The organism is Nitrosococcus oceani ATCC 19707, from assembly GCF_000012805.1.
Taxonomy (GTDB): Bacteria; Pseudomonadota; Gammaproteobacteria; order Nitrosococcales; family Nitrosococcaceae; genus Nitrosococcus; species Nitrosococcus oceani.
The window spans coordinates 2,328,802-2,355,154 of the sequence record NC_007484.1; the positions used below are offsets into that span (position 1 = coordinate 2,328,802).

Sequence of the window (26,353 nt, forward strand, 5' to 3'; positions counted from 1 at the left end):
AGAAAACCATAGCGCGAATTGAACTATGAAGCAATAACATAACTGGCACCATACCTTTCCGTACCCACTCTTAGGAAACGCGAGGGGATCTCGCGTCCCTGCAAGATTTGCGCTAAGGGGCTAATTTTAGGTATCTTTATGGGATTATTTCATTGACTATTAAGAGTGTGAACAGGCCGTGATTGATCGAGACGGCTTCAGAGCGAATGTAGGGCTTATCCTTTGTAATCAGGATGATAGGGTATTATGGGCGCGGCGAGCAAGAGAGAAAGCATGGCAATTTCCCCAAGGAGGAGTCAAAGAAAGCGAGACTACTGAAGAGGCTGCCTACCGGGAATTAGAAGAAGAAGTGGGGCTAGGCGTGGAGCACGTCAAGATCATTGGCTGCACCCGCAGTTGGCTACGGTATCGCCTACCCAACCGTTATGTCCGCTACGGTAATAAACCCCTGTGTATTGGCCAAAAGCAGATCTGGTATTTATTTCGCTTCGTTGGAGAAGAGCAAGACGTTCAGTTAAATCTGACGGATAAACCGGAATTTGACTATTGGTGCTGGGTCAACTATTGGTATCCACTCCGTGAAATTGTGTATTTCAAGCGTAAAGTCTATCAGCGAGCTTTGAATGAATTGGCGCCTCTGATCTTTCCAGATCACCAATCGCTTCCACCAGCCCGTTCTAATTACCGAAAACGCCGCCGCCAAAAAACAAGATCCCGTATTTAGAAGCAATTTTAAATACAACGACACCATTATGAATAGATATATCTACTTATAGGCTCGCCACTAATGGATTTCCGTCTTCTACCCCCAAAGCGTGCTCCCTAATAGCATGGAAAGCCACTTCGGGCCAACGTTCCATGGTGAGATCCAGGTTAACCCGAGTGGGCGCTAAATAAGTAAGATTGCCCGCTCCATCCAAAGCTAAATGAGCAGCCGCTTTGGTGCGAAATTCCTCCAACCGCCGAGAGTCGTTACAGCTCACCCAACGGGCAGTGACCACTTGCACACTATCATAACCACAATCTACGCTATATTCATGTTTTAGGCGATGGGCGACCACATCGAACTGGAGCACCCCTACTGCCCCCAAAATCAAGTCGTTACCCAGCAAAGGGCGAAAGAGCTGGGTTGCTCCTTCCTCGCTTAGCTGTTGTAACCCTTTAAGCAAGGCTTTCGTACGGAGCGGATCTTTGAGGCGAACCCGGCGAAAAAGCTCCGGCGCAAAATGGGGAATTCCAGTAAATTGCAGCTCCTCGCCTTGGGTGAAAGTATCACCAATTTGGATAGTGCCATGGTTGTGAAAGCCAATAATGTCACCAGGCCAAGCAGTTTCAGCTTGCTCCCGTTCCCCGGCCATGAAGGTTAGGACATTGGCGATTTGTACCTCCCGTCCCAAGCGAGTATGTCGCAACTTCATCCCTTTCTGGTAGCTGCCGGAGCACACTCGCAAAAAGGCGATCCGATCCCGATGCTGGGGATCCATATTGGCCTGGATCTTGAATACAAAGCCGCTAAATTTTAGCTCCTTGGGGGCTACCCTGCGAGTCGCCGTCTCACGGGCCCGAGGGGAAGGCGCATACTCCACATAAGCATCTAGCAGTTCTTCCACGCCAAAATTATTCATGGCTGATCCGAAAAACACGGGCGTCTGCTCTCCAGCCAGAAAAGCTTCCTTATCAAAGGGATGACTGGCACCCTGCACCAGAGCGATTTCTTCTTGCAATTCTTCCACCTGGTTGCCTAGCAGTTCACTGAGACGGGGATTATCCAATCCTTGAATCTGCTCCCCAGTTTTGATCTTGCCGCCATGGGTAGGGCTGAATAAATGGATGCGGTTATGGCTTAGATGGAAAATTCCTTTAAAGCGTTTTCCCATCCCAATGGGCCAAGTCAAGGGCGCGCAGCGAATCCCCAGTACCCGCTCAATTTCGTCTAGGAGTTCGATAGGTTCTTGGCCTTCTCGATCCAGCTTATTGATAAAAGTCAGAATAGGCGTATTGCGCAGGCGACAAACTTCCATCAATTTGATGGTTCGCTCTTCAACGCCCTTGGCGCTATCAATGACCATCAAAGCCGAATCCACAGCAGTCAGAGTCCGATAAGTATCCTCGGAAAAATCAGCATGGCCAGGCGTATCCAATAAATTGATAATACGATCTTTATAAGGGAACTGCATCACCGAGGAAGTGACCGAAATTCCCCGCTGCTTTTCCAATTCCATCCAGTCCGAAGTGGCATGGCGCGACGCCTTGCGGGATTTTACGGTACCCGCTAACTGGATCGCCCCACCGAAAAGCAGTAATTTCTCCGTGAGAGTCGTTTTCCCTGCATCCGGGTGGGAAATGATAGCGAAGGTTCTTCTTTTCTCTATTTCTCGGATAAGTTCAGTGGGTGACATGCTTGAAAACTTTTTAAAGTACGCAATTATATACCCTCTTAGAAGGGTACTCAGGAAAATTATGAAAGGTTAAAAGATAATTACATTTTCTCTGATCCTGGTCAGATAAACAATAATTCTAGCTACTCGTAACTTAGCCAGGAGATTTAAGGAAAAACAACAAGCGCGCAACCCTAACGAGGAATTATTCTGGGGAACGAAGGAAATTATTCGACCAACGGAAAGTGCTCAAAATATCGCCTATTTAAGGAAAATTCTTTATAATGAAACTATAATATTGTATATCTGGTTTGGAATTTTACTTGTGGTTTCTCTCCCTCTGTCATCTACCATCAGTATTCAAAATTGTCTCAGCGGCGGGGAGACCAGCGAGGTACGGCATGAATATGTTGCCAGCCAGCTTGCTGTCATGAGCGGTGCTAGTCGCGCCCGCAATTTCACTTCCCCCAACATTCATACTCGCCTCTGCGAGTGTTATCGCCTGCCACGGAAAATATTGACCGGCGTGAGAAACGAGTGGCCTATCGGCACTTGGGAAGTCGATGTCCATGAGGATAGTGAGACCGCCGCACTTATTATACTCCCTGGATCTGGAATTACCTCTGGCTGTCCGCCTATAAGGGAGTTACCAGTCACGATAACTCCATCAATCAGGTAAACCATGTCTTCTCATTGAAAACTGCCTTTTGAAACACTTGAAATTATACTGCGCCCCCGTTACAAACTATGATAAACGCGCTTACAATTTCTTATTATTAGCTCCACGTGCCTCTCCTGATAATCCTACTAGCGCCACATATCAATCTATAGCAGCACAGCAATATGCTAGACAAGGCGCATCCTGAAGCAACCCGCTTCCGGGCTAAACAAGTCGAAATACTTTATGAGCAATCGCATGTCGGACAGGCCGCCAGCATAGTGGCAGCACTCATCCTTATCGCAGTATTCTGGACCGTGACGCCACATAGAACTCTGGCGGGCTGGGCCTTCTTCTTTACGCTTGTCACTGTACTGCGAGTTGGATTGGCTCATCGATACGCTCGCTCACCGGACCACTCCAAGCAGGTGGGTGAGTGGCTAGCATGGTTTATGACAGGGATAGGGATCTCCGGTGCAACCTGGGGCTCGGCAGTTATTTTCCTTGTCCCCAATGGTTCCCTGGTTCATACGGGATTCGCAGCCCTTTGGATCTGTGGATTATCCGCAGGCGCAATAGCTACCTTCTCTATTATTAAAGGCGCTTTCTTTGCTTTTTCGCTTCCTGCGCTGCTCCCCAGCGCCTTGTATTTGATAATAAGCGGAGACATGAAAGAAGCCACCGTGGGGGGAGCGCAGTTGATGTTCCTGGGATTTATCTCTCTCAGCGCGGTGCGGATGCACAAAACCCTAGTGCAAAGTTTAACCCTTCAATTTGAAAACGCCCGCCTGGTAGATCATCTGGATACGGAAAAAAAGAAGGTGGAGAAACTCAACGAGCAACTAGAAAAAAAGGTGCTCAAGCGAACCGCCGAACTTGCCCAAGCCAATGCCAATCTACAACGAGATATTATCAAGCGCCAGCGTGCTGAGCAAGCTTTGTTCGCAGAAAAAGAGCTCCTTCAAATCACCCTCCACTCTATCGGGGATGGGGTCATTACCACGAACGCCGAAGGCATCGTCGAATACTTGAACCCAGTCGCGGAAAAATTGACCGGCTGGTCGTGTGACAAAGCACGGGGTTTACCGCTAGCAACTGTGTTTCGGGTCATCGACGAACAGACCCGTGAACCCATTGCTGACCCTATCGCCCAGTGCCTAAAGGAAGGGGGCGCAATCGAAATAGCAAATCATAGTGTGGTCATTAGCCGGAACGGCCAAGAATATGCTATTCAGGACTCGGCTGCTCCGATTAGCAGCCGCACGGGAGAAGTATTAGGCGTGGTTTTAGTATTCAGCGATGTCACCGAAGCGCGCCATATGACGCGTCAGATCACCCACCAGGCCACCCATGACTCATTGACCGGCCTAGTTAACCGACGGGAGTTCGAGCACCGCTTGGAGCGGGTGCTGGCAACATTAAAAGCCGAATCGGCCGAGTACGCCCTATGCTACTTTGATCTCGACCGCTTCAAGGTCATCAATGATACCTGCGGACATGTAGCAGGAGACGAACTACTGCGGCAAGTCTCGGAAGTACTAAGGGGGCAAATTAGAAAACGGGATACTTTAGCCCGTCTGGGTGGAGATGAGTTTGGGGTATTGCTAGAGCATTGTTCTCTAAAACAAGCCCAGCGGGTAGCTACCGCAATACACAAGGCTATCGAAGACTTTCAATTTACTTGGGAGGGCAAAAGTTTCCGTATCGGTGTAAGCATTGGGTTGGTTCCCATCACCAAGGCTAGCATGGGAATCGCGGTAGTGCTAAAAGCTGCGGATACTGCCTGTTATGCGGCTAAAAACAAGGGCCGTAACCGTATTCATGTGTACCACGAAACTGATAAGGAACTAGCCTCTCACCGGGGAGAAGTGCAGTGGATGACCCGAATACACCGCGCTCTTAAGGAAAATTACTTCCAAGTATATTTCCAACCCATCATACCCCTTGCAACCGAAAAAGAGGAGAAGTGCTATGAGGTATTTCTGCGGCTGGAGGATGGCGCGGGAGGAGTAGTTTTACCTGGCGCTTTCTTACCGACAGCGGAACGTTATAATCTTGCAGTTAAAATTGACCGCTGGATGATCGCTAATACCTTTACCTGGTTAGCCCAGAATCCTGAACCCCTGCGCACCTGTTTCATCAATTTGTCCGGGCACTCACTCAGAAACAAAACCTTTCTGGCCTTTATTATCGAGCAGCTTGAGAAAACCCCCATACCGTCTATCCAGATATGCTTTGAAATCACCGAAGCAGCAGCAACCGCCAATCTCTCCTGTACCATCCGCTTCATCAAATCGCTAAAATCCCATGGTTGCAAGTTCTCATTGGATGACTTTGGCAGTAGCCTATCTTCCTTTGCTTATCTCAAAAATTTACCGGTGGATTTTTTGAAGATCGATGGTCTTTTTGTAAAAGACATCCTAGACGATCCCATCGATTTAGCCATAGTTCGCTCAATCAATGAGATAGGGCAGATTATGAAAAAGCAGACGATAGCCGAATGGGTAGAAAAGGAAGAAGTACTAGAGAAACTGCGAGAAATTGGTGTAAATTATGCCCAAGGGTATTGGATTAATCCGCCCCAGCCTCTCACAGAAATGAAATCCCCGCAAAAAAGATAAAGAGATAGAGAAATAGCCCTTAAGAAGCCTTTGATGAGCTAGAACGTTACTATGCTTCCAAGAAGCGTCTCACCGGCCGAAAAGAGCGCCGGTGAATGGAGCAGGGGCCCAGTGCTTTCAGAGCAGCCAGATGAGCCCGGGTCGGATAACCTTTATGAATTCCAAAACCGTAGCCTGGATAGCTTTCCTCAAAAGCGATCATCTCGGCATCCCGGGCTACCTTGGCCACAATAGAAGCAGCCCCGATAGCCATAATCTGTTGGTCCCCCTTGACGATGGCCCGTACGGGACACACGGTGGGGGGACAATGCTTGCCATCTACCAAAACCAGGTCGGGAACCACTGAAAGTGCCGAAATAGCTCGCTCCATTGCTAACAAGCTGGCCTGCAAGATATTAAACTGATCGATCTCCGCAGCTTCAGCCCGACCTAAGGCCCAAGCGACTGCCTGCGCTTGGATGAGCGCAGCCAAACGTTCCCGCGCGGGTGCCGTCAACTGTTTGGAGTCCTTTACCCCGCTAATCGGACATTCCGGATCAAGAATCACCGCCCCGGCGATAACCGGGCCAGCTAAGGGACCGCGGCCTACTTCATCCACCCCCGCAACTCTTTGTCCCAGAACTGATGTACTCAATATCCCGCCATCAAGTAACATAATCCACCACTTCCAGGCCAAAACCCGCCAGCCCATGCATTCGCCGGGGAGCGCTCATCACCCGCATCTTTTGCACACCCAAATCAGTCAAGATCTGGGCTCCAACTCCATAAGTCCGCAAATCATTTGGAGGCTCTTGCCGAGGCAAACGCTCCCCCTGATCCTCCAGATTATAGTCCTGAATTCGCTGCACCAAATCACTAGAAGATTCCGGCCGGCGTAGAATCACGACCACGCCGGTACCCGCCTTGGCGATGCGAGTCATGGCATCGTGCAAGGGCCAGCCACAATCACCGCGCCGTACCTGGAGAATATCGCAAAGGGTATCAGCCATGTGAACACGCACCAAAGCCGGCTCTTCAGGACAAAGCTCGCCCCTAACTAAAGCCAGATGGAGCTGCTGGTCCACCAGATCCTGATAAGCTAAGAGGCGGAACAGCCCCTGTTCCGTAGGCAGAGCGCACTCGGCTACCCGTGCGACAGAGCGTTCATGTTCTAAACGGTAACGAATCAGATCGGCGATGGTGCCCAGTTTCAAACCGTGGCGCTCGGCAAAAACTTCCAGATCCGGGCGGCGGGCCATACTTCCATCTTCATTGAGAATTTCCACAATGACTGCCGCCGGCTCAAAACCAGCCAGCCGCGCCAAGTCACAACCTGCCTCCGTATGCCCTGCTCGGGTAAGCACTCCCCCTGGACGAGCCATGAGGGGGAAAATATGGCCCGGCTGCTCCAAATCCTCGGGGCGCGCCTCTGGAGCAACCGCCGCTTGCACGGTGCGAGCCCGATCCGCTGCGGAAATTCCCGTAGTCACCCCCGTTGCCGCTTCGATGGATACCGTAAAATTAGTACTATATTTAGCGTTACTGTCTGACACCATTAAGGGCAGCCGTAATTGGCGGCAACGGGCCTCAGTCAAGGTCAGACAAATCAATCCCCGTCCATAGCGGGCCATAAAATTGATATCTGGCGCCCTCACCTGGGAGGCTGCCATAATCAAGTCTCCCTCATTCTCCCGATCCTCATCGTCCATGAGGATAACCATTTTTCCTTCACGGAGATCCTGAATGATCGCTTCCGTCTTGCTCAAGGGCATGATGGATTATTTACTAAAATTATGTCGGGTGAGGAGAGATTCACCAAGACGTGGCCGAGTTGTCGCTACCGAGTCACCGCGTAACAGGCTCTCTAAATAACGAGCTAAAAGATCCACTTCTAAATTTACCTCCCGTTCCGAATGGTATTCGTTTAAGGTAGTAGCTTCCAGGGTATGGGGGATAATATTCACCATGAAGAGGCTCCCCTTCACTTCGTTAACGGTCAAACTCACGCCATCAACGCAAATGGACCCTTTCTCGGCAATGTACTTGGCTAGATTTGCCGGCGCATGGATAGAAAAACCGATGCTCCCAGCTACTGGTTTGCGCTCAACCACCGTTCCCACGCCATCGCAATGGCCACTGGTTAAATGTCCGCCAAGACCATCCTTGAGGGTGAGGGCTGGCTCCAGATTGACTCGATCGCCAGGCTGCAGCCTCCCTAGTACCGTGCGGGATAAAGTTTCCTGGGAAACATCAGCATCGAAAATGTTGTTTTCCTGGCGAGTCACAGTTAAACAAACCCCGTTAACAGCGATACTGTCGCCAATACTAGCCTGGGCAAAACCCAGTTTACCGCCATCGATACGCAGAACAGCCGCGCTCCCCATGAATTGTAGCGCCACCACCTTCCCAACCGCCCGAATAATCCCGGTGAACATGATTACTTTAACCCGCTTCTAGTGAATTTCAACGCCAAATTTTTAGCCTGGAAGGTATCTATCTGCTAGGCGACGCTATCTTAGCCACTAATCGCCAATCCTGACCCACCGCCCGCATTTCCTTGATGTCTACCTCAATGCAATCCCTCATGGTTTGAATGCCAGGCAGTTGCAATAACCCTAAGGCGGCCTCTCCCATCAATTTAGGAGCAATATACAGTACAAGCTCGTCCATTAAACCGGCCTGGAGCAGCGAACCTGCCAACCGCGCACCGCATTCCACATGAAGCTCATTAATTTCCCGCGCAGCCAGAACCGCCATTAAGGCCATTAAGTCCAACCCTTGGGGAGTCACCGGCAGGCTGATCACTTCCACACCCCTGCCACGTAAAGATTCCGCTTTAGGTGAGGTTGCATCAGCGCATACAATCATTACCGGTCCCCGCAACGAAAGCAACCGGGCCTGCGCCATAATGGCTAATCGGCGGTCCAGGACAACGCGCAATGGTTGGCGGCTAAACCCTGGCGGCACCTCGTCTTGCAATTCTTCATAACGGACGTTGAGGGAGGGATCATCTCGCACGACAGTACCAATCCCCGTTAAGATCGCGGAACTGCGGGCCCGCCACCGCTGCACATCCCGACGGGCAGGGGAAGCGGTAATCCAACGACTCTCTCCAGAAGCTAGCGCCGTGGCCCCATCCAAACTCATGGCTAGCTTACAACGTACCCAGGGACGACCTTGGACCAAGCGTTGGACAAAACCCACGTTAAGGGCCTGAGCCTCTTCCTGCAATAACCCATGCTCCACTTGGAGACCAGCCTCTCTAAGTTGCGCCAATCCTTGGCTGGCGACTTTTGGATGAGGGTCTCCCATCGCCGCGACAACTCTCACCACGCCCGCCTCAATTAAAGCCTCAGTGCAGGGTGGAGTTCGCCCTCGGTGACAGCAAGGCTCTAAGGTCACATAACAAGTAGACCCTTGGGCCCGAATACCCGCTTGGCGCAAGGCGTTGATTTCCGCATGGGAGTCGCCGGCCTGTTGATGCCAGCCCTCCCCTACTATTTCGCCGCCACGCACCAGGACGCAGCCTACCCGGGGATTAGGGTCAGTAGTAAATAAACCGCGCTGGGCTAGCTTCAGAGCCCGAGCCATGTACGCTCTATCGTTCACCTGCCCGCATCAAAAACGAAAATTTTAACGAGGATATTATATTGTGCCAACAATGTCCCTACTGACACGACTACAGCAAAAACCAAGCTACGCCTGTTATTGTAGGGCACAAAGAAATCCTAAAGAGAACGAAGAATAGTAGCCCCGCTCAGTTCGATTTATTAACCAAAGATCCTCCATCAAGCAGTAAAGATAGCTGGGCGGCCCTTTCTTCCAGCGAAAGCGCTCGTTCTAAGCGTTCGATTTCTTCCCGAAAAGCTTGCACGTCTTGAAAACGGCGGTAAACGGAAGCAAAGCGGACATAAGCTACCTCATCCAGGTGGCGCAGCTCATCCATGACCCACTCCCCAAGCACCTGGGAGTCGAATTCCCGCTCGCCGCTCGCCCGCAAGCGATGGACAATCCGGCGAATGGCGGCCTCCACCGCCTCCGTGCTGACAGGACGTTTTTCCACCGCCCGCAGGATACCGGCCCGAAGCTTTTCTTCCTGAAAGGGTTCCCGCGTACCGTTGCGTTTGAGTAATCGGGGCAAAACCAGGTCTGCAGCTTCATAGGTGGTAAAACGCTCACCACACCCTTGACATTCTCGGCGGCGGCGGATGGCCTCGCCCTCATTTGCTAGACGGGAGTCGGTGACTTTAGTATCTCCCGCCCCGCAGAATGGACAATGCATCGCCCTTTTAATCCCTAACCATAGACCGGGAAGCGGGCGCAGAGAGCCAATACTTTCTCCTTAGTGTCCGCAATTACAGTCTCATTTTCAATATCGTCCAGCACATCACAAACCCATCCCGCTAATTCGCAAATCTCCGCTTCCTTAAAACCACGCGTAGTCATGGCGGGGCTACCAATGCGAATACCACTGGTTACAAACGGAGATTGAGGATCATTAGGCACCGTATTTTTATTTACGGTGATATTTGCTCGACCCAACGCGGCATCTGCAGCCTTGCCGGTCAAACCCTTGGCAACGAGATCCACTAAAAACAGATGACTATCGGTCCCACCGGAAACAATTTTATAGCCTCGAGACTGAATAGCCTCTGCCATCGCCTGGGCATTGCGAATCACTTGCCGTTGATAATCCTTAAACGCCGGCTCCATAGCCTCTTTAAAGGCTACCGCCTTGGCCGCGACAACATGCATTAAAGGCCCCCCTTGAATACCGGGAAAGACCTTGGAATTGAGTTTTTTCTCAATCTCAGGGTTGGCTTTAGCCAAAATCAGTCCTGAACGGGGACCCCGTAAAGTTTTATGGGTTGTGCTAGTCGTGACATCGGCGATTTGCACTGGATTAGGATAAATTCCTGCGGCGATCATCCCGGCCAGATGGGCGATATCCGCTAGCAAATAGGCGCCTACTCCATCCGCGATCGCTCGGAAACGCTGCCAATCAACTATACGGGAATAAGCGGTAAATCCGGCGATAATCAGTTTGGGGCGATGTGCCTTTGCTAGCTGCTCCACCTCATCATAGTCAATAAGTCCCGTATCTGCATTTACCCCAAACTGAACTGCGTTAAAAATTTGACCTGAAAAATTGACCTTGGCGCCATGGGTGAGATGCCCGCCATGGGCAAGACTCAACCCCATGAGGGTATCGCCCGGCGCTAGCAAAGCTAGACAGGCAGCGGCATTCGCCTGAGAGCCAGAGTGGGGTTGGACATTAGCATAATCAGCCTCGAACAATATTTTAGCCCGTTCGATAGCTAACCGCTCCGCCACATCCACGTACTCACAGCCCCCATAATAACGCTTGCCAGGATAGCCTTCGGCGTACTTGTTAGTGAGCACGGACCCTTGGGCTTCTAAAACCCGAGGACTGACATAATTCTCCGAAGCAATTAATTCAATATGTTCCTCTTGCCGCCGTGCTTCATTGGTAAGAGCGGTCTCGAGTTCCTCATCATAACTGGCAATACGCATCTCTTTGCTATACATGGACTGTCCTAGTGCTGCAGTTTTTAGATAAAACCGTTGATTATACAATAATACATAAACCTACAAGCCAAATAACCTGAACCAAGTACAACGCGGCAGGAAGTGGGAGTATGAAATCAGAGTCATTTTTTCGTCAGTTCTAATTCCTGTTGCAACAACCTTAAAGACTCAGGTAATGGACACTGAACAAATCCTCCCGATCAGTCCAAACTTGCTGTGGTTGGAACCCTGCTGAACTCGCCAGTTGTTGGAATTCTTCAATACTGTATTTATAGGAATTTTCCGTATGAAGCGTTTCCCCAGCCTGGAATTGGAAGGTTTGATTGTTTACCGTCACCGCCTGGTCTTTAAGGCTGACCAAGTGCATTTCCACTCGCCCCTCAGCAGAATTATAAAGGGCATGATGCTCAAAGCCGGTCAGATCGAAATTCCCTTCCAGTTCCCGGTTAATGCGCTGCAACAGGTTTAGATTAAAAGCCGCCGTAATACCCTGGTTATCGTTATAGGCGGCATTGAGCAGGGCGGCCTCTTTCTTTAAATCCACGCCGATAAGCAAGCCGCTCCCCGGCCCTAGCAAAGCTGCTATCCGCGTCAGAAATTGGCGGGCTTCTTCAGGCTCGAAGTTACCAATACTTGAGCCTGGAAAAAATCCTGCTTTAGGCTTTTCGGCGAACCCCCCGGGCAATCCCAAGGGCTGGCTATAATCTGCGCAGACGGCGTGGATAGCCACCCCGGGATAATCCCCGGCCAGCCGCTTAGCGGCATGGAATAGATGCTCACGGGAAATATCAATGGGTAAATAGGCTGCTGGCTCCAAGGCATCGAGAAGAACGCGGATCTTGAGACTACTCCCGCTGCCAAACTCTACCAGCACACTGCCCTCGCCTATATATTCCGCCATTTCCGCCCCATAGTGCTTAAGTAACTGAATTTCAGTGCGAGTAGGATAATACTCAGGCAATTGGCAGATAGCATCAAAGAGGCGGGAGCCCTTTTCATCGTAAAAGTACTTAGGGGGAATCCGGCGCTGGCTTTTAGTTAATCCAGAGAGAACATCTTCCCGAAACCGCGCTTGCGCCGGCCGATAGTCATGGAAAGCAGGTTCACCCCGCTTCTGGCTAGAGAGGACAGAATTCATACATCATCCGCTAATCGAAGGCCCGTAAATTGCCAACGGGCGTGGGGAGGGAAAAAATTGCGATAGGAAGCACGCAAATGCTCAGATGAGCTGATACAGGAACCACCTCGTAAAACCATTTGATTACACATAAATTTTCCATTGTATTCACCAATAGCTCCCTCGGAAGGCTGATAACCAGGATAGGGCGCATAGGGACTCCCGGTCCATTCCCAGACATCCCCAAACATTTGAACCGGGGTAGGGGCTGCTGGAGGCGCGGGTAAGGGCTGTAAGGCCCCTGACTCCAAAAAATTACCCCGACATGGCAGCGTTCGCGCCACGATTTCCCATTCAGCCTCTGTAGGCAGCCGATAACCTGCCCAGCGGGCATAGGCGTCAGCTTCATAATAGCTCAGATGACATACGGGAGCCTCTTTCTGAACAGGTTGCATCCCATGGAGAGTCATTTGCCACCAACCTTCGCCCTGCTGCTCCCAATACAATGGCGCCTGCCAACCTTCTTGCCGCACCGTATGCCAACCCTCAGAAAGCCAGTAGCGAGGTTCTCGATATCCTCCCGCCGCCATAAAGGCTAGATATTCCCTGTTGGTCACGAGGCGCGAAGCGAGGCGAAAATCGCGCAAGTAAACAAGATGATTAGGACTTTCATTATCGTAGGCAAAACCTTCTCCGGAATACCCCAAGGCATGCAGTCCTCCCTTGTAGTCATACCATTCTAGGCTGCCATTCTTTCTTGCTCCCTTGAATTGAGGGACAACCCCCTCCTGGTAGGCGGGACGGAGTGGGTTGGTGGCAAAGATATGTTTAAGATCAGTCAAGAGCAATTCTTGGTGTTGTTGCTCATGGTTAAGTCCTAATTCTATCAAGGAGGCAACAGACGGCCACTTCTCCGCTTCCAAATTCTCTGCTAGGCGCACCATGTTCTTATCCACATGGTGGCGATAGGCATAGACCTCGGCTACCGTGGGACGAGATAACAGCCCTCGTTGCGGGCGAGGCCAGAACTGACCCACGGTCTCATAGTAAGAGTTAAACAAATAACTATAGGCCGGATGGAAGGGTTGATAGCCCTTGAATTTAGGGATCAAAATAAAGTTTTCAAAAAACCAACTGCTATGGGCTAAATGCCATTTGGGCGGGCTGACATCCGGCATAGTCTGAATCACATAGTCCTCGTCCACCAAAGGCTGACATAAGGTCTCACTGAGCTGGCGTACCTGACGGTAGCGCCTCATAAAAGTGAACCCTTCCTCCCTAGTGTCCGGCGCTATTTCTTTTAACTCCACTGCATCCTGGCTCGGTATCATCGTTTTTCTCCCAGGCTATTCGACTGACTTATGGATAGGAGTGTAATCTATGGCGTCCCAAGCCGCAAAACCGCCTCACCTTACCTCTATTTGGAAGCTAGCGCTAACTACTTGCCCGTCCGGTGGTACCTGGGCCCTTACGCGCTGCCTACCAAATATTAAAAACGCAGACTATCTCCTCCGAGTTAGAACCGAACCCCACCGGAAGTTTTGCAATATTGAGCAACTCTTAACGACTACTAAAGATGAAGAGAAGCATCGGCAAACCCGAAAAAAGCTCAGCTACTTAACTATTGGCGAAAATAGTAACCACCCAGAAAGCTTCCAATGATCTCCGCATAAAACGACACTGCTATGAAAAACTGAAACAACATCTGAAGCTTAAAATAGTCATCATTTTTTATCTTTCCCTGGCGTATGCAGAGACGAGGGAAAGAAAGCCACATTAGTGTCGGCATTCGTGGCTTCGGTAATTTTATTGATTCCCTCCTTGTCCACTTCATCGATACGTAAGATAGTATGAAGAGGAATATAAGTTCGTTTTACTCCAGCGAACTCCGCTTTCAATTGCTCCTCGGAAGGATCGACAAGTACCGCCGATTTTTCGTCAAAGATGATTTCGCCAAGCTCGACAAACCCGTACATGGTGCTTTGCCCCACCTCCCGGGCAAAAAGCTCATAGAGCTTGCCTTGACTAATAAATTTGATTTTATAAACTCGTTTTCTAGCCACTAATTGTAATATCCCCGCATTTAAATGGCATTTTAATATCTACGCTCACAAATAGGTTTTTGCGTATTACATTTTTTGACGACATTGGAATTAAATATGGATGTTTAAGGACCCCCTAGCGAGCGTGCGAAGTGAAAGCGTGAGAAGTGACAAACCAACAGAGGCCAAGGAAACCCCTTCGCCGAAGGCTGCGAGGAACTTCGAATTCTCTAGGCTAATAACATTTTGTAGGAACAAAATAATTGCTATTAGTCATAGCGAAACTCCAAACTACAAACCAAACACGTTGGCGAAATATCGCGGACATTACCACACATAAAAGTCCAGGATAATTTCTGAAAATATAGGCTTTTATTCACGCCGTCCACACCGATGCCCCTGCCTGCGTTTAACGTCTAGCCTGAGCCTGTCCCGACGGTACCTGTTAAATTGATGATAGCCTTAAGGTCGCTATCTATCGTTAAGTCACACCCACAGGCTAATTCCCTATCCGCGAGCGTTAGAGCGTGCAGTTGGCTGCAATCTGAGCGTAGCTTGCTGGAGGGGAAGCATCTATCCACCAACTCAACCGTGCAGCCACGCAGATAGAGTTTATACTCAATAATTGGTCAGCCTCCCAAACCCCACATCCGCGATATCTCGCGCCAACTTGTGGTTCCTGACCATGCCCTTAACGTTTAGATCTTCCAAGGCAATTCCCTCATAGCCCGCCGTGAGTTGATAAGCTCAACTCATGAAGTGCGGCTTTCCCCTGGCGGACTAACCAGGAGTGCAGCAGGACTAACCGCTTTTTGGCCTTCCCTCGGCGATTGGAAACTTTTTGCTTCCTGGAGAGGTGGCGGCTCATCCGTTGCAGCCGCTTAAGACTTCTTTTGAGTCTCTACACTTATAACGCCAATTGCCTTTGATTATACCCCTTTTGCTGCGGACAGCACTCCGACACATCTTAGGATAGCCCATACACAAACGATTACAAATCTATACTACAGCACCAATGCCATTATTTTAATAACCGAAGACGTATACAATATATGTATGGTACTGTACGTAAAGATGGCCTTGGGCCTGATTTCACAGCTCTATCTATCAACTGTTCCTCTCTTAGTCACCCAGCACCTGCCCTTACCATGAAAAAGATTGCCTGACAAATAAGTACGAATTTTTAAAAATTTAGCTAAAAAAGTCGATATAATAGTGACAATTTCATCACCGAACAAAGGCATACGAAAAGTATATGCAAGGCGTATTCCTTGATCAAGATACGCTCCATCCGGCCGACCTTGACTTTTCGCCCCTGGAAGCGATTATCTCGCAGTGGAAATACTATGAGACCAGTTCCACTGCAAGCGAAATCATCGATCGTATCCGGCAAGCTACCATTGCTGTTACTAACAAAATTGCCCTGACCGGTTCAATATTAAAGCAAGCTCCTCATTTACAACTAGTCTGCATCGCAGCAACGGGAACCAACAATGTGGACTTGGAGGCGGCCCGCCGCCTAGGGATTGCAGTCTGCAATGTCCGAGGCTACTGTACTGCCTCTGTAGTGGAACATGTTTTCGCATTAATTTTAGCGCTTACCCGGCGTCTTGCCGCCACTAGCCACGCAGCCACCACTGGCGCCTGGCAGTACAGTCCTCATTTTACGGTACCGGACTTTCCTTGCCGGGAACTTGCAGGAAAAACCTTCGGGATTGTGGGTTATGGTGAGCTGGGCCAGGCAGTCGCTCGGATCGCCAAGGCATTTGGGATGACTGTACTTATAGCACAACGATCGAATACTCCTAATAGGCCAGGTCGTATCCCTCTCAAAGACCTGCTTCCCCTGGTGGATATCCTCAGCCTCCATTGCCCCCTTACTCCGGAAACCACCGGTTTAATCGGCCCAAACGAATTGGCTTCAATGCGCTCCGATGCGCTGCTCATTAACGCTGCTCGGGGCGGGATCGTAAATGAGCAGGCGCTCGCTGATGCCCTGCGTAGGGGACACCTTGGAGGCGCGGGAGTAGATGTATTGAGCCAAGAGCCTCCCCGGCACGGCAACCCTTTATTAGCACCGGATATTCCCAATCTTATTCTCACTCCTCATGTGGCTTGGAACAGCCGTGAGGCGCGTCAGTACCTTCTCACCCAAGTTGCCAAAAATATCCGTAGTTTTCTCGCTGGAGAACCCCGTAATTTAGTCAGCTAATAAGCGTTAATTTCGGCTATTGGCAACCTATTCGATGCCTTCCTTCCTAAGTTTACGCCGCTTAAGGGGCAGGGAAACAAATCGCCTAACATTCCTGCCAGAGGATCAAAAGCAGCGTTGGATTTCAGGCTATTTAAAAGCAGAGTCAAAGGATCGCCAGCCCGCATGCTACCGCCATTGGCAATGCGATTGTCCGATAAAAATAGCTCCCAATAATTAGGGCTAAAAATCCCCGTGGGGCAATCGGGAAGACGGGTATCAAGGATTTTAGTAACAAAAACATCGATTGAACCCGCTAAGGCTGGTTGCAAGGGATTAAGGATGGGAAAATCAGGGGAAGAAGTCCATCCCGTGACATAGGCATTCCCCCCACGGTCCACCGCGATGCCTCGACCCCGTTCATCACAGCAGCCGCCGAGATAAGTGGCATAAACAAGATGACCATCAGGGCTGAGTTTGGCAATAAAAGCATCGCTTGAACCGTTATTAGCATGGCCAGGTTGGGGCTGAGCAGCGTTTAAAATGGGAAAGCTTACCGAGCTGCTCCAGCCGGTCACATAGGCATGGCCTTCCGTATCCGCAGCGATACTACTACCTATATCTACAAACTCCTTACCTCCCAAATAAGGCTTTTCCCCGGAAATAGTTGATTTTACCAGGCAACGACTCCAGGCCGGAGATGCGAGGCGCGGTATTGGCTCCCACCAGCTGCATCCTCAGGAGCACACTGTTGGAGTTTTCGACATTTTTATCCGGGGATTCTGGGGAAAACCGATGCAAGGCCAGCACCGCTTCGGTAGCAGTTAAAAAGAGCTGGTAGCCAGAACCCCGGGAAAGGAATTTAACCACGGAATCGGTTTGCCCTTGGTTGGGCTCAAAACTCAGGGGCGTTCGGCCGTAGGTGCTGGCAACGCTAGCTCCCTTTAAGGCAGGTGGCATATTCTCTGCTGGCTGCTCAACAAGGCCGCTGGCTGGCAAACCGCCCAAGGGCGCAGCGGTAGCGCTACCGAGCCAGACTACCGCCACCGCTATAATTTAAGGCTTTCTCCATCAATGTGATAATCACAAATAAACCGGAACCTTCTTCTTGAACGTCCATATACTTGTCCGTTTCCCAAAAACATGTAAGGTAATAGGTAATGAAAAGTTTCAACACTCATCCAATATGGTACCCAATGCTATTTTTAAAGATTCGGTTGCTACCTGCGTAAAGCCTTAGTGTAGTTGACCATTCTTTGTTGGCCATTCTTTAAAGTAGCTGCTGCAATCTTAAAAAAAGAGTGTTAGCGGGAAGTAAAGAAATCTCGCGCCACGCCGCAATCCCTCTCAATTTGCTGGCCCAGGGCAGCGAGAGATTCAAAACATTTTTCTGGGCGCAATTGGCGCAGGAAATCCACCTGAAGGTAACGGCCATAAATATCCCTCTCAAAATCCAACAGATGGACTTCCAAGAGGGCGCGGCGGCCACCAATGGTAGGCCGCACACCCACATTAGCAACCCCCGGCAGCGGTTCATTATCTAGTCCATAGACCTCCACTGCAAAAACACCCGTAAGAGGCATCCGGTGGCGCCGTAAGGCAATATTTGCCGTGGGGAATCCCAACGTTCGGCCTCGTTTGTCACCTTGAATGACACGTCCGCTCATACGATAGGGCCGCCCGAGGAGCTGCTCCGCCCTGCTTAAATTGCCCTGGGCTAGTGCTTGGCGGATACGCGTACTACTGACCCGCGCTCCCTCCACACACAGAGCGGGCATGGGAGCGACTTCAAAACCATAATATTTTCCCGCTCTTTGCAATAGCGTCAAATTACCGCGACGATCCCGCCCGAAACAAAAATCCTTCCCCGCAACGAGATAACGGAGTCTTAGCCTTTCCACCAGCACCATACGGATAAAGTCAGCGGCTTCCATGCGTGCAAGGAACGAGTTGAAGCGCAGGCAAAGCATCCAATCTACCGGCTGAGCACGGAGGATTTCAAATTTCTCCCGAAATTGAGTCAGCCTTGCAGGCGCCTTTGCAGGAGCGAGAAATTCACTAGGAGGCGGTTCAAAGGTAATGAGCAGCGATGGCCGTTGAAGTTCCGCAGCTTTGGCGGCCAATTGACGCAGTACGGCCTGATGCCCCAAATGAAGCCCATCAAAATTGCCAATAGTAGCAACACCGCTTTGTTGGTGGGATTGCAGGTTGTATAAACCCCTAATGAGCTTGCTCATAGCCTCGGCCCCAATGACAAAATACAGCGCAGCCTCTGCCCGCAATGAGGTCTAAGCAGATATAAAATAGGATTTATCATTTGGTTGACCCCTGAACCAGCCTACGTTAGGTTAGCAGATTTTTCCCACAGACACTTTTTGAGCAATGCCAAAGCGTAATAAACTTGATTTTGAATCCGCCCTTGCTGAGCTAGAAACTTTAGTTTCACGCATGGAGCAAGGCGAAGTGAGTTTAGAAGAGTCCCTGCGTCTATACGAGCGGGGGGTCAAACTGTCCCAGCTTTGCCAAGAAACGCTGCGCGATGCTGAACAAAAAGTGCAAATTTTGCAGCAGAAACAGGGAAAAGAACAAATAAACGACTTTCCCAACGAGGAATAGCATGTCATCCACTGATGATTGGGTCAACGCCTTGCAGGCGCGTGCCGAGCGGGCGCTAGAAAAAACCCTCCCCCCAGCGAATAATCCACCGAAACGATTACACGAGGCGATGCGTTACGCAGTCTTGGGAGGAGGCAAACGGCTTCGGCCACTATTAACCTACAGCGCAGGGATAGCCTTGGGAGTTTCTGAAGCGGTGCTGGATGCACCTGCAAGCGCGGTAGAACTCATCCATGCTTACTCCCTGGTCCATGACGACCTACCCAGCATGGATAATGATAGCCTACGGCGCGGTCATCCTACTTGTCACAAGGCTTTTGGCGAAACTACCGCTTTACTGGCAGGGGATGCTCTCCAGGCCTTAGCTTTCCGCACACTGGCAGAACCCACCTCCGCTATTCCGGCTAAAAATCAAATTAATATGCTAGAATTATTAGCGGAAGCGGCAGGCTCTCGCGGAATGGCGGGAGGCCAGGCCATTGATCTGGATTCGGTGGGCGTGCAGCTAACGCTTTCCGAGATGGAAACCATGCACCGGCTCAAAACCGGGGCGCTGATTCGCGCTAGTGTCCTATTGGGGGCTTGGTGTCACCCAGAGATAACTCAAGATACATTAGAAAACCTTGACCGTTTTGCCCAATGCATTGGACTAGCCTTCCAAATCCAGGATGATGTGCTTGATGTGGAGAGCGATACCGCCACCCTAGGTAAACCCCAAGGTTCGGACAAGGCCCAGGATAAACCGACCTATCCCTCTCTGCTCGGCTTAACCCAAGCCAAGGCTAGAGCCCAAAGCCTGCTGGAGGATGCTCGCCAAACCTTACGGGCAATCGATGCCCCCACAGAACATTTGGAATGGTTAGCGGACTTTATCGTCAAACGCCGTCATTAATCACTTCTGCTTTGTCAGTATGACGATGTCCTAGTATACTCAGAATCAGCGATGGCAATCACATATACCCTTAAAATTATTACCGATTTTTCCTCAGCTCACACTCTCCGCGACTATCCTGGGGAGTGCCGCCGCATGCACGGGCACAATTGGAAACTAGAAGTGGAGGTCACTGCCCAAGCATTAGATCAGCAAGGTATGGTCATGGACTTTAAAGACATCAAGGAAAGTGCGCGGGAATTATGCGCTCAACTTGACCATCGTTACCTAAATGATATCTCCCCCTTTGACCTGATCAATCCTACCGCTGAAAATTTAGCGGCTTTTTTTTACCGTGGCCTAAGCAAACAGCTTAATAACGAACGAGCGCGGGTAAGCGCCATTACCCTGTGGGAGACTGAGCGTGCCTGCGTACGTTATACAGAGGATCAATAACAATGAATCCAATCGTCCCAGCGGTAGAACGCCCCATCGAAGACGTACAAGCAAAAGCCGACGAGCGGCAAATTGCTATCAACAAGGTGGGAATTAAAGATATTCGCCACCCCGTGCGAGTAAGCGACCGCAACGGTGGGGAACAACATACTGTGGCGAACTTCAATATGTATGTGGACTTACCCCACCATTTCAAAGGGACGCACATGTCCCGCTTCGTGGAAATCCTAAATCAGCATGAGCACGAGATCACCGTGCGCTCCTTTAGGGAGATGCTGCGGGAGATGAACCACCGCCTTCAAGCCGAGTCGGGGCACATTGAAATGGTTTTTCCTTACTTCGTAACCAAGCAAGCCCCTGTCTCGAAGGTACAGAGTTTGATGGACTATCAGGTCACCTTCATCGGTGAAATCAAGGGAGATAAACCTCAAATAACGGTTAAAGTTGTGGTGCCTGTCACTAGTTTATGCCCCTGCTCCAAGCAAATTTCAGACTATGGCGCTCATAATCAGCGCTCCCATGTAACTGTCGCCGTGCGGATAGAAGGCTTTATTTGGCTTGAAGATATCATTGATTTGGTAGAGGAGGAAGCTTCCTGCGAAATCTATGGCTTACTTAAACGGCCCGATGAAAAATATGTGACTGAGCGCGCTTACGATAACCCAAAGTTTGTAGAAGATATGGTGCGTGACGTAGCCGCACGTCTTAACCAAGATGATCGCGTTTCCGCTTATAGGGTGGAGTCGGAAAACTTTGAATCTATTCATAATCATTCTGCCTATGCGATGATTGAACGGGAGAAGTAACTTAGCCCAGCTTGCTAAGAGTGAAAAATTTTTTCATCTTGGCATCTAGCCACCCTCCTTCATCTTCCTGCCTGCTGAAGAAATCTCCCTCCTAACAGGAAGAAGCACATTTTCTAATGCCCGCCCCTTTACTATCCCACCCAATCAAAAGAAGAAGGATTCTGCTTTGAAGGAGAATTTAATATAATGGGCCAAACAATGGATACTGGCGACAGCAGACAGAGATAATAGTTATCAAGGCAAAGCGTGAATGCATAGCACTAACGAACACGGAGAAGCGAGAACGGAGTGCACCATCTCCCGCCGTTTTCCGCGCAATCAAATGAATAAGCCTAAGGTGGTTGTGGGTCTATCCGGAGGGGTTGACTCCTCGGTTGCTGCCCTCCGGCTTCAGCAGCAAGGTTATCCCACAAGTGGCCTTTTCATGAAGAATTGGGTGGATTTTGCCGACGAATCCGAATGCACTGTTGCGCAAGATAGGGAAGACGCCCAAGCGGTGACCTCCCTGCTAGGGATCTCCTTTCATGAAGCCAATTTCGCAATGGAATACTGGGATCGCGTATTCCACTACTTTCTGGAAGAATACCGCCTGGGCCGTACTCCCAATCCGGATATTCTGTGTAACCGGGAAATTAAGTTCAAAACCTTCCTTGACCACGCTCTAGCGCTCGGCAATACTCTTATCGCTACGGGTCATTATGCCCGCATTGACCAGAAAGAAGGACGTTATCGTCTCCTTAAAGGACGGGATAAAAATAAGGATCAAAGTTATTTTTTGTATACTTTAGGGCAAAAACAACTTTCTCATACGCTGTTTCCGTTGGGAGAGTTGGAAAAGCCACAAGTCCGCCGAATTGCTATACAAGCCCGGCTTCCTAACCACAGCAAAAAAGATAGCACCGGAATCTGTTTTATCGGAGAACGCCGTTTCAAGGAATTTCTCAGTCGCTATCTCCCCGCTCAGCCAGGTGAAATGCGCACCCCCGATAAGGAATGGATCGGCCAGCACGACGGGCTTATGTACTACACTTTAGGACAACGGCGGGGACTAGGCATTGGCGGCCGTAAAAATAGCAACGGCGCGCCCTGGTTCGTGGTGGGTAAAAACTTGCCACAGAACACCCTCTATGTGGCCCAGGGCAGGCATCATCCTTGGCTGAAAAGCTTAATTCTGGAGGCTAATCAGCTCCATTGGGTAGCTGGCCACCCCCCACCCCTGCCCTATTCCTGTACCGCCAAAATCCGCTACCGCCAGACCGATCAGCACTGCACCCTTACAGCAATAGCCAATGGCTATATCAAAGTCATTTTTAATGCACCACAATATGCCGCCACTCCAGGACAAGCCATCGTCTTCTATCAGGACGATGAGTGCCTTGGTGGAGGCACCATTACTACCACGGACGCACTGGGGATACAATCATGAGCAACGTTTGGCATAATCGAACGCTGGCTTTAGCCGGCATCATACAAGCCCTAAACTCAGTTCAACAAATCGCGCGCCAGGGCAATGCCCCCATCGATACGGTAGCCGCCAGCTTGGCCAGCGTCTTTAAGATGAATCCAAAAAGCGCGGAAGATGTCTACGGCAATATCGAAGGAGTCAGTGTTGGATTGCAAGTCTTGAACCAGCAACTTAATAGAAAATCTTACCGTACCGATCCTGAATTGCTGCGCTACCTCACCAATATCATGTATCTGGAGCAACGGCTAAAAAAACGCCCCAGGATACTGGCACAGATCGCCGATCAAATTAAACACATCGAGCCACAAACGGAGGAACTCTCTCCGGCGGATCCCCTCATTATCGCCCGCCTCGCCGACACTTACGTTAACACTATCAGCACTCTGACGCCAAGAATCCAAATTCGAGGTGAAGAAACCCATCTCCGGCAGCCGGAGAATATTGAGCGAGTCCGCGCACTGCTGCTGGCGGCCATCCGATCAGCCGTGCTTTGGCGACAGATGGGGGGGACTCGCCTCCATTTACTGTTCCAGGGCCGTCAATTGCTATACGAAACGCACACCCTCCTAAAACGCATACCTCGAGCAGGTGCGGCATAGACCTCTCATTAGATCCCCTATCGGATAACTTCCTCCCTAGTCCCTGGAAGGCGATAGCCTTCCATTCTGGGGGGGCATACTAAGGACAGGTAGAGAATAAAGGCAATCTTCAACCCGGGCGTTGGTACTCTTCAGCCTGCTTTCCAGCACCGAGTATCACGATTTCCACGCGACGATTTTTCTGGCGGCCCGCAGTGGTATTATTAGGCGCCACTGGATAACCTTGGCCATAACCATGGGCCACAATACGGTCCGGCGCAATCCCATTGTTCACGAGAAACAGATACACTGAATCGGCACGTCGTTGGGAGAGTTCCATATTATAAACCGCCGAACCAGTGCTATCTGTATGCCCCTCAACGACTACCTCCCGGTCAGGATATTCTTTCAAAAAAGTAACCAAGCGAAACAGATTCTGCATTCCACCGGAGGTTAGTTCGGCACTATCTACTTCAAATAAAATATCCCCCAAGGTAAGCACATATCCGCGCTCGGTTTTTTCGGCGTTAAGCTCAGCAAGTCTCTTTTCCAGCTTATCCGCTCGAATTTCTGCCATCTTGGCTTGTTCTTTAGCCTGCCTCGCCTCAAGTTCATGCACATCCATTAGCATTTGCTGACGCTCCTGGCCCAGGTTCTTGATCTCAGCCTGAGCGGCTTTGTCTGCTGCCGCCACTTCTGCAATGGCAGCGCGCTGCTGCGCCAAATAGGCAAGGTGTTCTACTTCTTCGACACTCTCGTCTTCCTCCCAAGCAACCTGGGCCCGCTGTAAGGCTTCCTTAGCTTCGTCCAATCTAACCGGAGCGTATTGTGCGACATTGGAATCTGCCTGAGCCTGTTCAATAGCGGCATCGGCACGTTCCAGATCAACCGGCTTAGTAGGCGGGGCGCATGCCGCAACCAGAAAAACCGAGAAGAAACCTAACACCAATATGCCCTTGTTCACCCCATTCCTGAAAAAAGAGACTTTCATTCTTTTACCTCCCTTTATCATTAATTCAAGGATTGCCGCTACGCTTATTTAATTCGCGGCGTAGAATTTCAATGCTCTTACGCAGCTCCTCCACCCCCTGGCGCTGAATCTCTGCCCGGGCTTTAACCTCCGCAAACTGGGCATCGACAAGGGCTTGTTCAGCGAGGCGGCGTGCTTTCTCATAATTTTCATCAACCATTGCGCTTTCAGCCGCTTTTAATTTTTTACGGGCGCTGCGTAGCTCTGCTGGCGCATACTGGGGGGCTTCTGCTTCTTGAGCTTCGCCCACGGCAAACGTGGCTTCTGCAATTTCCCCCCGGGGTGGCGGTACACTGGCGCAACCACCCAATACCCCTAAGCCCGCTGCTATCATCGAAATTCCCAATAACTTTATTAAGCTTGTTTGTAGTGGGGGCATAACTCCTCCTTAGTCATTACTGAAAATAGGGCAACACAATTAAAGCATAGCTTATGCTGCCTAGCTTCCAAGTCAATAAAAGGCAAATATCCCCTGCTTTGCCAACGGATATTAGCTGGTTGACGCACTTCAACCTCACATACGTTTTGCATAGTAGCCCCAGCCAACTATGCGCGCCACCAAAGTTACTCCACTATATAAGCATAGGCATACGGAATGAACGATATCCCTCCCCCTCGCCGCGGAGGGCCTTGTCTCTGAAACCTATACTTTGCCCTAATTCATCCAGGCCGCTAATCAAATTGATTTGATCATTATGGTTCCCTTGTGAGACTCATGATTTCGTCGGTTGACATGTTTGCTGCGGCTATTCCTCTCAGCTTTCTAAATTTTTTTGGACCATCCGCTTTAGCTATATAAAACCTTCCGTTGTCTTCTATAAAATCAATGTCAGTTTCAGGGGTTATGCCTAAAGTTTCTCTTACATTTCTAGGGATTGTGACTTGCCCTTTTGCAGTGACAGTCATGGTTTTCAGGCTCCAATAGCAAAAGTAATCCCACAAAATAGTATTACTTGAAATTAATTTACAATTCTTTTTTTATGATGGTGGTACTTTTTGCAGCTAACGGGACGAGTTGAGGGCCACAGCCAACTTGGAAAAATTGAGCGCATAATAGTGGATGTTATTCTTTTCTCGCCGTGCGACCCCGAAGTTTTTTCATAGATCGCTGGCGCTCATTTTTTCCAACCAAGGGGGCGAAGCTGCGACCGTCCAAGCAGTGACCTTAGATAGGGGTTCGTCGGCGCGAAGCGCCGACCTATCGTTCACCACAACCGGCAGCCAAAAGTGGCGCGATGAGAAGGAGCGATGCTTTTGGCTGTCCGCGTTCATAGCATTGTTAGGAGTCGATTTGCGTGATGTCATCTTGCAATAACCCGAACCCGGCCAGCAACTTTGCATGATGGCCTTCATTTGTTTGACTGAATAGCAAACGATGCGGCTTATAGTCATCTAGCCAGATGAACAAATCGATTCTTCGCTTCTCTTCCCGAATTCGGCCGTGCGAGAATTGGCGATAAATCGGGTGGGCCGCTCCGTTTTCCGCATAGAAGTTGCCGGTCACTACCGCAAGCACGTCATTGAACCCGCACATCTCATCGTGATTCACAAGAGCAAGCACGTTCGGTACTTCCCACTCTCCATTCACGGCGTCGAATTGGCTTATTGCCTGGTGAACGTCCGAAGCAAGGCGGTTAAATATCAGATCATTCCTTGAACCGCCGACCAGTTGCCCAGCTTCTGCGTTCTCCAGCTGCTCATCAAGCCAACGACTTTCCTGACTTGATTTCACCTCGCAAAAGAATTGAAGGTCGCCATTTAGCAGCACCCGGAAGTCAGGGGTTTTGCCGGCACGAATCTCTTGCTTGGTAAAGCGTTCTGGTGCGAGCCCCTTGCTTTCCAGGAAATCCTTGACCCTCACTTCGCCGGCATCCATCTTCGACTCCTAACTATAAATAGACGCCCTAAAAGGCGTAAAAAATCACACCCCAGAGAGGTATAATAAAGTCTCTAGCTTAGTTTTGTCCTGAAGTAACAACCAACTACCGCATTCCT

Annotated in this window: 29 protein-coding genes; 10 read left to right on the forward strand and 19 right to left on the reverse strand. The window is 50.1% G+C overall.

The window, feature by feature from the left end; genetic code table 11:
- The first annotated feature begins 178 nt into the window (after positions 1 to 178).
- Positions 179 to 724 (forward strand): RNA pyrophosphohydrolase, encoded by a 546-nt coding sequence (locus tag NOC_RS10825; protein WP_002808583.1) that lies wholly within the window; start codon positions 179 to 181, stop codon positions 722 to 724.
- 46 nt (positions 725 to 770) lie between these two features.
- Here the strand turns inward: NOC_RS10825 and NOC_RS10830 are convergent, their stop codons facing one another.
- Positions 771 to 2,399, reverse strand: coding sequence for a peptide chain release factor 3 (locus tag NOC_RS10830; RefSeq protein ID WP_002809856.1), 1,629 nt, complete (start codon positions 2,397 to 2,399; stop codon positions 771 to 773).
- A gap of 277 nt (positions 2,400 to 2,676) precedes the next feature.
- Here NOC_RS10830 and NOC_RS17500 point away from each other — a divergent pair, with 277 nt between their 5' ends.
- Positions 2,677 to 3,057 (forward strand): hypothetical protein, encoded by a 381-nt coding sequence (locus tag NOC_RS17500; protein ID WP_011330835.1) that lies wholly within the window; start codon positions 2,677 to 2,679, stop codon positions 3,055 to 3,057.
- Positions 3,058 to 3,221: 164 nt separating this feature from the next.
- Entirely contained in the window at positions 3,222 to 5,657 is a 2,436-nt protein-coding gene (locus NOC_RS10840; protein WP_002811754.1) for an EAL domain-containing protein, read from the forward strand.
- 49 nt (positions 5,658 to 5,706) lie between these two features.
- Here NOC_RS10840 and rnhB read toward each other — a convergent pair whose 3' ends face one another.
- The 10 genes from rnhB to NOC_RS16925 all read right to left on the reverse strand — a co-directional run bounded on the left by rnhB (position 5,707) and on the right by NOC_RS16925 (position 14,926).
- The gene (rnhB, locus tag NOC_RS10845) at positions 5,707 to 6,312 is read right to left on the reverse strand and encodes a ribonuclease HII (RefSeq protein ID WP_002809104.1); all 606 of its coding nucleotides are present in this window, start codon (positions 6,310 to 6,312) and stop codon (positions 5,707 to 5,709) included.
- The gene (gene ribBA, locus NOC_RS10850) at positions 6,302 to 7,408 is read right to left on the reverse strand and encodes a bifunctional 3,4-dihydroxy-2-butanone-4-phosphate synthase/GTP cyclohydrolase II (protein ID WP_002810166.1); all 1,107 of its coding nucleotides are present in this window, start codon (positions 7,406 to 7,408) and stop codon (positions 6,302 to 6,304) included. The genes rnhB and ribBA overlap by 11 nt, the downstream gene beginning before the upstream one ends.
- Positions 7,409 to 7,414: 6 nt before the next feature.
- Positions 7,415 to 8,071: a riboflavin synthase gene (locus tag NOC_RS10855; protein WP_002808942.1), complete on the reverse strand. Its 657-nt coding sequence runs from the start codon at positions 8,069 to 8,071 to the stop codon at positions 7,415 to 7,417.
- Positions 8,072 to 8,129: 58 nt separating this feature from the next.
- Positions 8,130 to 9,245, reverse strand: coding sequence for a bifunctional diaminohydroxyphosphoribosylaminopyrimidine deaminase/5-amino-6-(5-phosphoribosylamino)uracil reductase RibD (ribD, locus tag NOC_RS10860; RefSeq protein ID WP_256998755.1), 1,116 nt, complete (start codon positions 9,243 to 9,245; stop codon positions 8,130 to 8,132).
- A 148-nt stretch (positions 9,246 to 9,393) separates the two neighbouring features.
- The gene (gene nrdR, locus NOC_RS10865; protein ID WP_002808971.1) at positions 9,394 to 9,918 is read right to left on the reverse strand and encodes a transcriptional regulator NrdR; all 525 of its coding nucleotides are present in this window, start codon (positions 9,916 to 9,918) and stop codon (positions 9,394 to 9,396) included.
- 14 nt (positions 9,919 to 9,932) lie between these two features.
- On the reverse strand, positions 9,933 to 11,186 hold the full coding sequence (gene glyA / locus NOC_RS10870) for a serine hydroxymethyltransferase (protein ID WP_002811316.1): 1,254 nt from the start codon (positions 11,184 to 11,186) through the stop codon (positions 9,933 to 9,935).
- A 160-nt stretch (positions 11,187 to 11,346) separates the two neighbouring features.
- Positions 11,347 to 12,324, reverse strand: coding sequence for an L-histidine N(alpha)-methyltransferase (gene egtD, locus NOC_RS10875; RefSeq protein ID WP_002809684.1), 978 nt, complete (start codon positions 12,322 to 12,324; stop codon positions 11,347 to 11,349).
- Positions 12,321 to 13,634: an ergothioneine biosynthesis protein EgtB gene (egtB, locus tag NOC_RS10880; protein ID WP_002811631.1), complete on the reverse strand. Its 1,314-nt coding sequence runs from the start codon at positions 13,632 to 13,634 to the stop codon at positions 12,321 to 12,323. Before egtB ends, egtD begins: the two co-directional genes overlap by 4 nt.
- Before the next feature lie 393 nt (positions 13,635 to 14,027).
- Entirely contained in the window at positions 14,028 to 14,366 is a 339-nt protein-coding gene (locus NOC_RS10890; RefSeq protein WP_002809888.1) for a DUF1820 family protein, read from the reverse strand.
- Between the two features lie 395 nt (positions 14,367 to 14,761).
- Positions 14,762 to 14,926: a hypothetical protein gene (locus NOC_RS16925; RefSeq protein ID WP_244859959.1), complete on the reverse strand. Its 165-nt coding sequence runs from the start codon at positions 14,924 to 14,926 to the stop codon at positions 14,762 to 14,764.
- A gap of 674 nt (positions 14,927 to 15,600) precedes the next feature.
- Here NOC_RS16925 and NOC_RS10895 point away from each other — a divergent pair.
- Positions 15,601 to 16,557, forward strand: coding sequence for a 2-hydroxyacid dehydrogenase (locus tag NOC_RS10895; RefSeq protein ID WP_002809006.1), 957 nt, complete (start codon positions 15,601 to 15,603; stop codon positions 16,555 to 16,557).
- On the opposite strand, the gene NOC_RS10900 is transcribed toward NOC_RS10895, so the two are convergent.
- From NOC_RS10900 to ribF, 3 genes are all read right to left on the reverse strand, one after another.
- Positions 16,554 to 17,180 carry an SBBP repeat-containing protein gene (locus NOC_RS10900; protein WP_002810554.1) on the reverse strand — a complete coding sequence of 209 codons (627 nt, stop codon included), beginning with the start codon at positions 17,178 to 17,180 and terminating at the stop codon, positions 16,554 to 16,556. The genes NOC_RS10895 and NOC_RS10900 overlap by 4 nt on opposite strands.
- Positions 17,170 to 17,583: a hypothetical protein gene (locus tag NOC_RS10905; RefSeq protein ID WP_011330836.1), complete on the reverse strand. Its 414-nt coding sequence runs from the start codon at positions 17,581 to 17,583 to the stop codon at positions 17,170 to 17,172. The genes NOC_RS10900 and NOC_RS10905 overlap by 11 nt, the downstream gene beginning before the upstream one ends.
- Positions 17,584 to 17,840: 257 nt before the next feature.
- On the reverse strand, positions 17,841 to 18,773 hold the full coding sequence (gene ribF, locus NOC_RS10910) for a bifunctional riboflavin kinase/FAD synthetase (protein ID WP_011330837.1): 933 nt from the start codon (positions 18,771 to 18,773) through the stop codon (positions 17,841 to 17,843).
- A gap of 145 nt (positions 18,774 to 18,918) precedes the next feature.
- Between ribF and NOC_RS10915 the strand changes: the two genes are divergently transcribed.
- The 6 genes from NOC_RS10915 (at position 18,919) to hflD (ending at position 23,349) form a co-directional block, all read left to right on the forward strand.
- Positions 18,919 to 19,152 (forward strand): exodeoxyribonuclease VII small subunit, encoded by a 234-nt coding sequence (locus NOC_RS10915; RefSeq protein ID WP_002808556.1) that lies wholly within the window; start codon positions 18,919 to 18,921, stop codon positions 19,150 to 19,152.
- A 1-nt stretch (position 19,153) separates the two neighbouring features.
- Positions 19,154 to 20,044 carry a (2E,6E)-farnesyl diphosphate synthase gene (gene ispA, locus NOC_RS10920; RefSeq protein ID WP_002811624.1) on the forward strand — a complete coding sequence of 297 codons (891 nt, stop codon included), beginning with the start codon at positions 19,154 to 19,156 and terminating at the stop codon, positions 20,042 to 20,044.
- A gap of 51 nt (positions 20,045 to 20,095) precedes the next feature.
- A complete protein-coding gene (gene queD, locus NOC_RS10925; protein ID WP_002810576.1) occupies positions 20,096 to 20,479 on the forward strand; it encodes a 6-carboxytetrahydropterin synthase QueD in 384 nt (127 codons plus the stop codon).
- A gap of 2 nt (positions 20,480 to 20,481) precedes the next feature.
- Positions 20,482 to 21,285, forward strand: a complete 804-nt coding sequence (gene folE2, locus NOC_RS10930; protein WP_002808786.1) for a GTP cyclohydrolase FolE2 — start codon at positions 20,482 to 20,484, stop codon at positions 21,283 to 21,285.
- A gap of 322 nt (positions 21,286 to 21,607) precedes the next feature.
- Complete coding sequence (gene mnmA / locus NOC_RS10935) at positions 21,608 to 22,711, forward strand: tRNA 2-thiouridine(34) synthase MnmA (RefSeq protein ID WP_002810772.1); 1,104 nt, start codon at positions 21,608 to 21,610, stop codon at positions 22,709 to 22,711.
- A complete protein-coding gene (hflD, locus tag NOC_RS10940) occupies positions 22,708 to 23,349 on the forward strand; it encodes a high frequency lysogenization protein HflD (RefSeq protein ID WP_002811685.1) in 642 nt (213 codons plus the stop codon). Before mnmA ends, hflD begins: the two co-directional genes overlap by 4 nt.
- A 109-nt stretch (positions 23,350 to 23,458) precedes the next feature.
- Here the strand turns inward: hflD and NOC_RS10945 are convergent, their stop codons facing one another.
- From NOC_RS10945 to NOC_RS10960, 5 genes are all read right to left on the reverse strand, one after another.
- Positions 23,459 to 24,319 (reverse strand): OmpA family protein, encoded by an 861-nt coding sequence (locus NOC_RS10945; protein ID WP_011330840.1) that lies wholly within the window; start codon positions 24,317 to 24,319, stop codon positions 23,459 to 23,461.
- A 25-nt stretch (positions 24,320 to 24,344) separates the two neighbouring features.
- Positions 24,345 to 24,737 (reverse strand): DUF4398 domain-containing protein, encoded by a 393-nt coding sequence (locus tag NOC_RS10950; RefSeq protein ID WP_011330841.1) that lies wholly within the window; start codon positions 24,735 to 24,737, stop codon positions 24,345 to 24,347.
- 314 nt (positions 24,738 to 25,051) lie between these two features.
- Positions 25,052 to 25,264, reverse strand: a complete 213-nt coding sequence (locus tag NOC_RS10955) for an AbrB/MazE/SpoVT family DNA-binding domain-containing protein (protein ID WP_036497418.1) — start codon at positions 25,262 to 25,264, stop codon at positions 25,052 to 25,054.
- A 192-nt stretch (positions 25,265 to 25,456) separates the two neighbouring features.
- Positions 25,457 to 25,663 (reverse strand): hypothetical protein, encoded by a 207-nt coding sequence (locus NOC_RS17505; protein ID WP_147094453.1) that lies wholly within the window; start codon positions 25,661 to 25,663, stop codon positions 25,457 to 25,459.
- Positions 25,638 to 26,234: a hypothetical protein gene (locus NOC_RS10960; RefSeq protein ID WP_002810509.1), complete on the reverse strand. Its 597-nt coding sequence runs from the start codon at positions 26,232 to 26,234 to the stop codon at positions 25,638 to 25,640. The genes NOC_RS17505 and NOC_RS10960 overlap by 26 nt, the downstream gene beginning before the upstream one ends.
- Positions 26,235 to 26,353 lie beyond the last annotated feature (119 nt).

Bases quoted from the DNA above. Each gene is read 5' to 3' on its own strand.
- NOC_RS10830 (WP_002809856.1), bottom strand. From the start codon at position 2,399: ATGTCACCCACTGAACTTATCCGAGAAATAGAGAAAAGAAGAACCTTC.
- NOC_RS10840 (WP_002811754.1), top strand. From the start codon at position 3,222: ATGCTAGACAAGGCGCATCCTGAAGCAACCCGCTTCCGGGCTAAACAA.
- rnhB (WP_002809104.1), bottom strand. From the start codon at position 6,312: ATGTTACTTGATGGCGGGATATTGAGTACATCAGTTCTGGGACAAAGA.
- ribBA (WP_002810166.1), bottom strand. From the start codon at position 7,408: ATGCCCTTGAGCAAGACGGAAGCGATCATTCAGGATCTCCGTGAAGGA.
- NOC_RS10855 (WP_002808942.1), bottom strand. From the start codon at position 8,071: ATGTTCACCGGGATTATTCGGGCGGTTGGGAAGGTGGTGGCGCTACAA.
- nrdR (WP_002808971.1), bottom strand. From the start codon at position 9,918: ATGCATTGTCCATTCTGCGGGGCGGGAGATACTAAAGTCACCGACTCC.
- glyA (WP_002811316.1), bottom strand. From the start codon at position 11,186: ATGTATAGCAAAGAGATGCGTATTGCCAGTTATGATGAGGAACTCGAG.
- egtD (WP_002809684.1), bottom strand. From the start codon at position 12,324: ATGAATTCTGTCCTCTCTAGCCAGAAGCGGGGTGAACCTGCTTTCCAT.
- egtB (WP_002811631.1), bottom strand. From the start codon at position 13,634: ATGATACCGAGCCAGGATGCAGTGGAGTTAAAAGAAATAGCGCCGGAC.
- NOC_RS10895 (WP_002809006.1), top strand. From the start codon at position 15,601: ATGCAAGGCGTATTCCTTGATCAAGATACGCTCCATCCGGCCGACCTT.
- ribF (WP_011330837.1), bottom strand. From the start codon at position 18,773: ATGAGCAAGCTCATTAGGGGTTTATACAACCTGCAATCCCACCAACAA.
- NOC_RS10915 (WP_002808556.1), top strand. From the start codon at position 18,919: ATGCCAAAGCGTAATAAACTTGATTTTGAATCCGCCCTTGCTGAGCTA.
- ispA (WP_002811624.1), top strand. From the start codon at position 19,154: ATGTCATCCACTGATGATTGGGTCAACGCCTTGCAGGCGCGTGCCGAG.
- queD (WP_002810576.1), top strand. From the start codon at position 20,096: ATGGCAATCACATATACCCTTAAAATTATTACCGATTTTTCCTCAGCT.
- folE2 (WP_002808786.1), top strand. From the start codon at position 20,482: ATGAATCCAATCGTCCCAGCGGTAGAACGCCCCATCGAAGACGTACAA.
- mnmA (WP_002810772.1), top strand. From the start codon at position 21,608: ATGAATAAGCCTAAGGTGGTTGTGGGTCTATCCGGAGGGGTTGACTCC.
- hflD (WP_002811685.1), top strand. From the start codon at position 22,708: ATGAGCAACGTTTGGCATAATCGAACGCTGGCTTTAGCCGGCATCATA.
- NOC_RS10945 (WP_011330840.1), bottom strand. From the start codon at position 24,319: ATGAAAGTCTCTTTTTTCAGGAATGGGGTGAACAAGGGCATATTGGTG.
- NOC_RS10950 (WP_011330841.1), bottom strand. From the start codon at position 24,737: ATGCCCCCACTACAAACAAGCTTAATAAAGTTATTGGGAATTTCGATG.
- NOC_RS10955 (WP_036497418.1), bottom strand. From the start codon at position 25,264: ATGACTGTCACTGCAAAAGGGCAAGTCACAATCCCTAGAAATGTAAGA.
- NOC_RS17505 (WP_147094453.1), bottom strand. From the start codon at position 25,663: ATGACATCACGCAAATCGACTCCTAACAATGCTATGAACGCGGACAGC.
- NOC_RS10960 (WP_002810509.1), bottom strand. From the start codon at position 26,234: ATGGATGCCGGCGAAGTGAGGGTCAAGGATTTCCTGGAAAGCAAGGGG.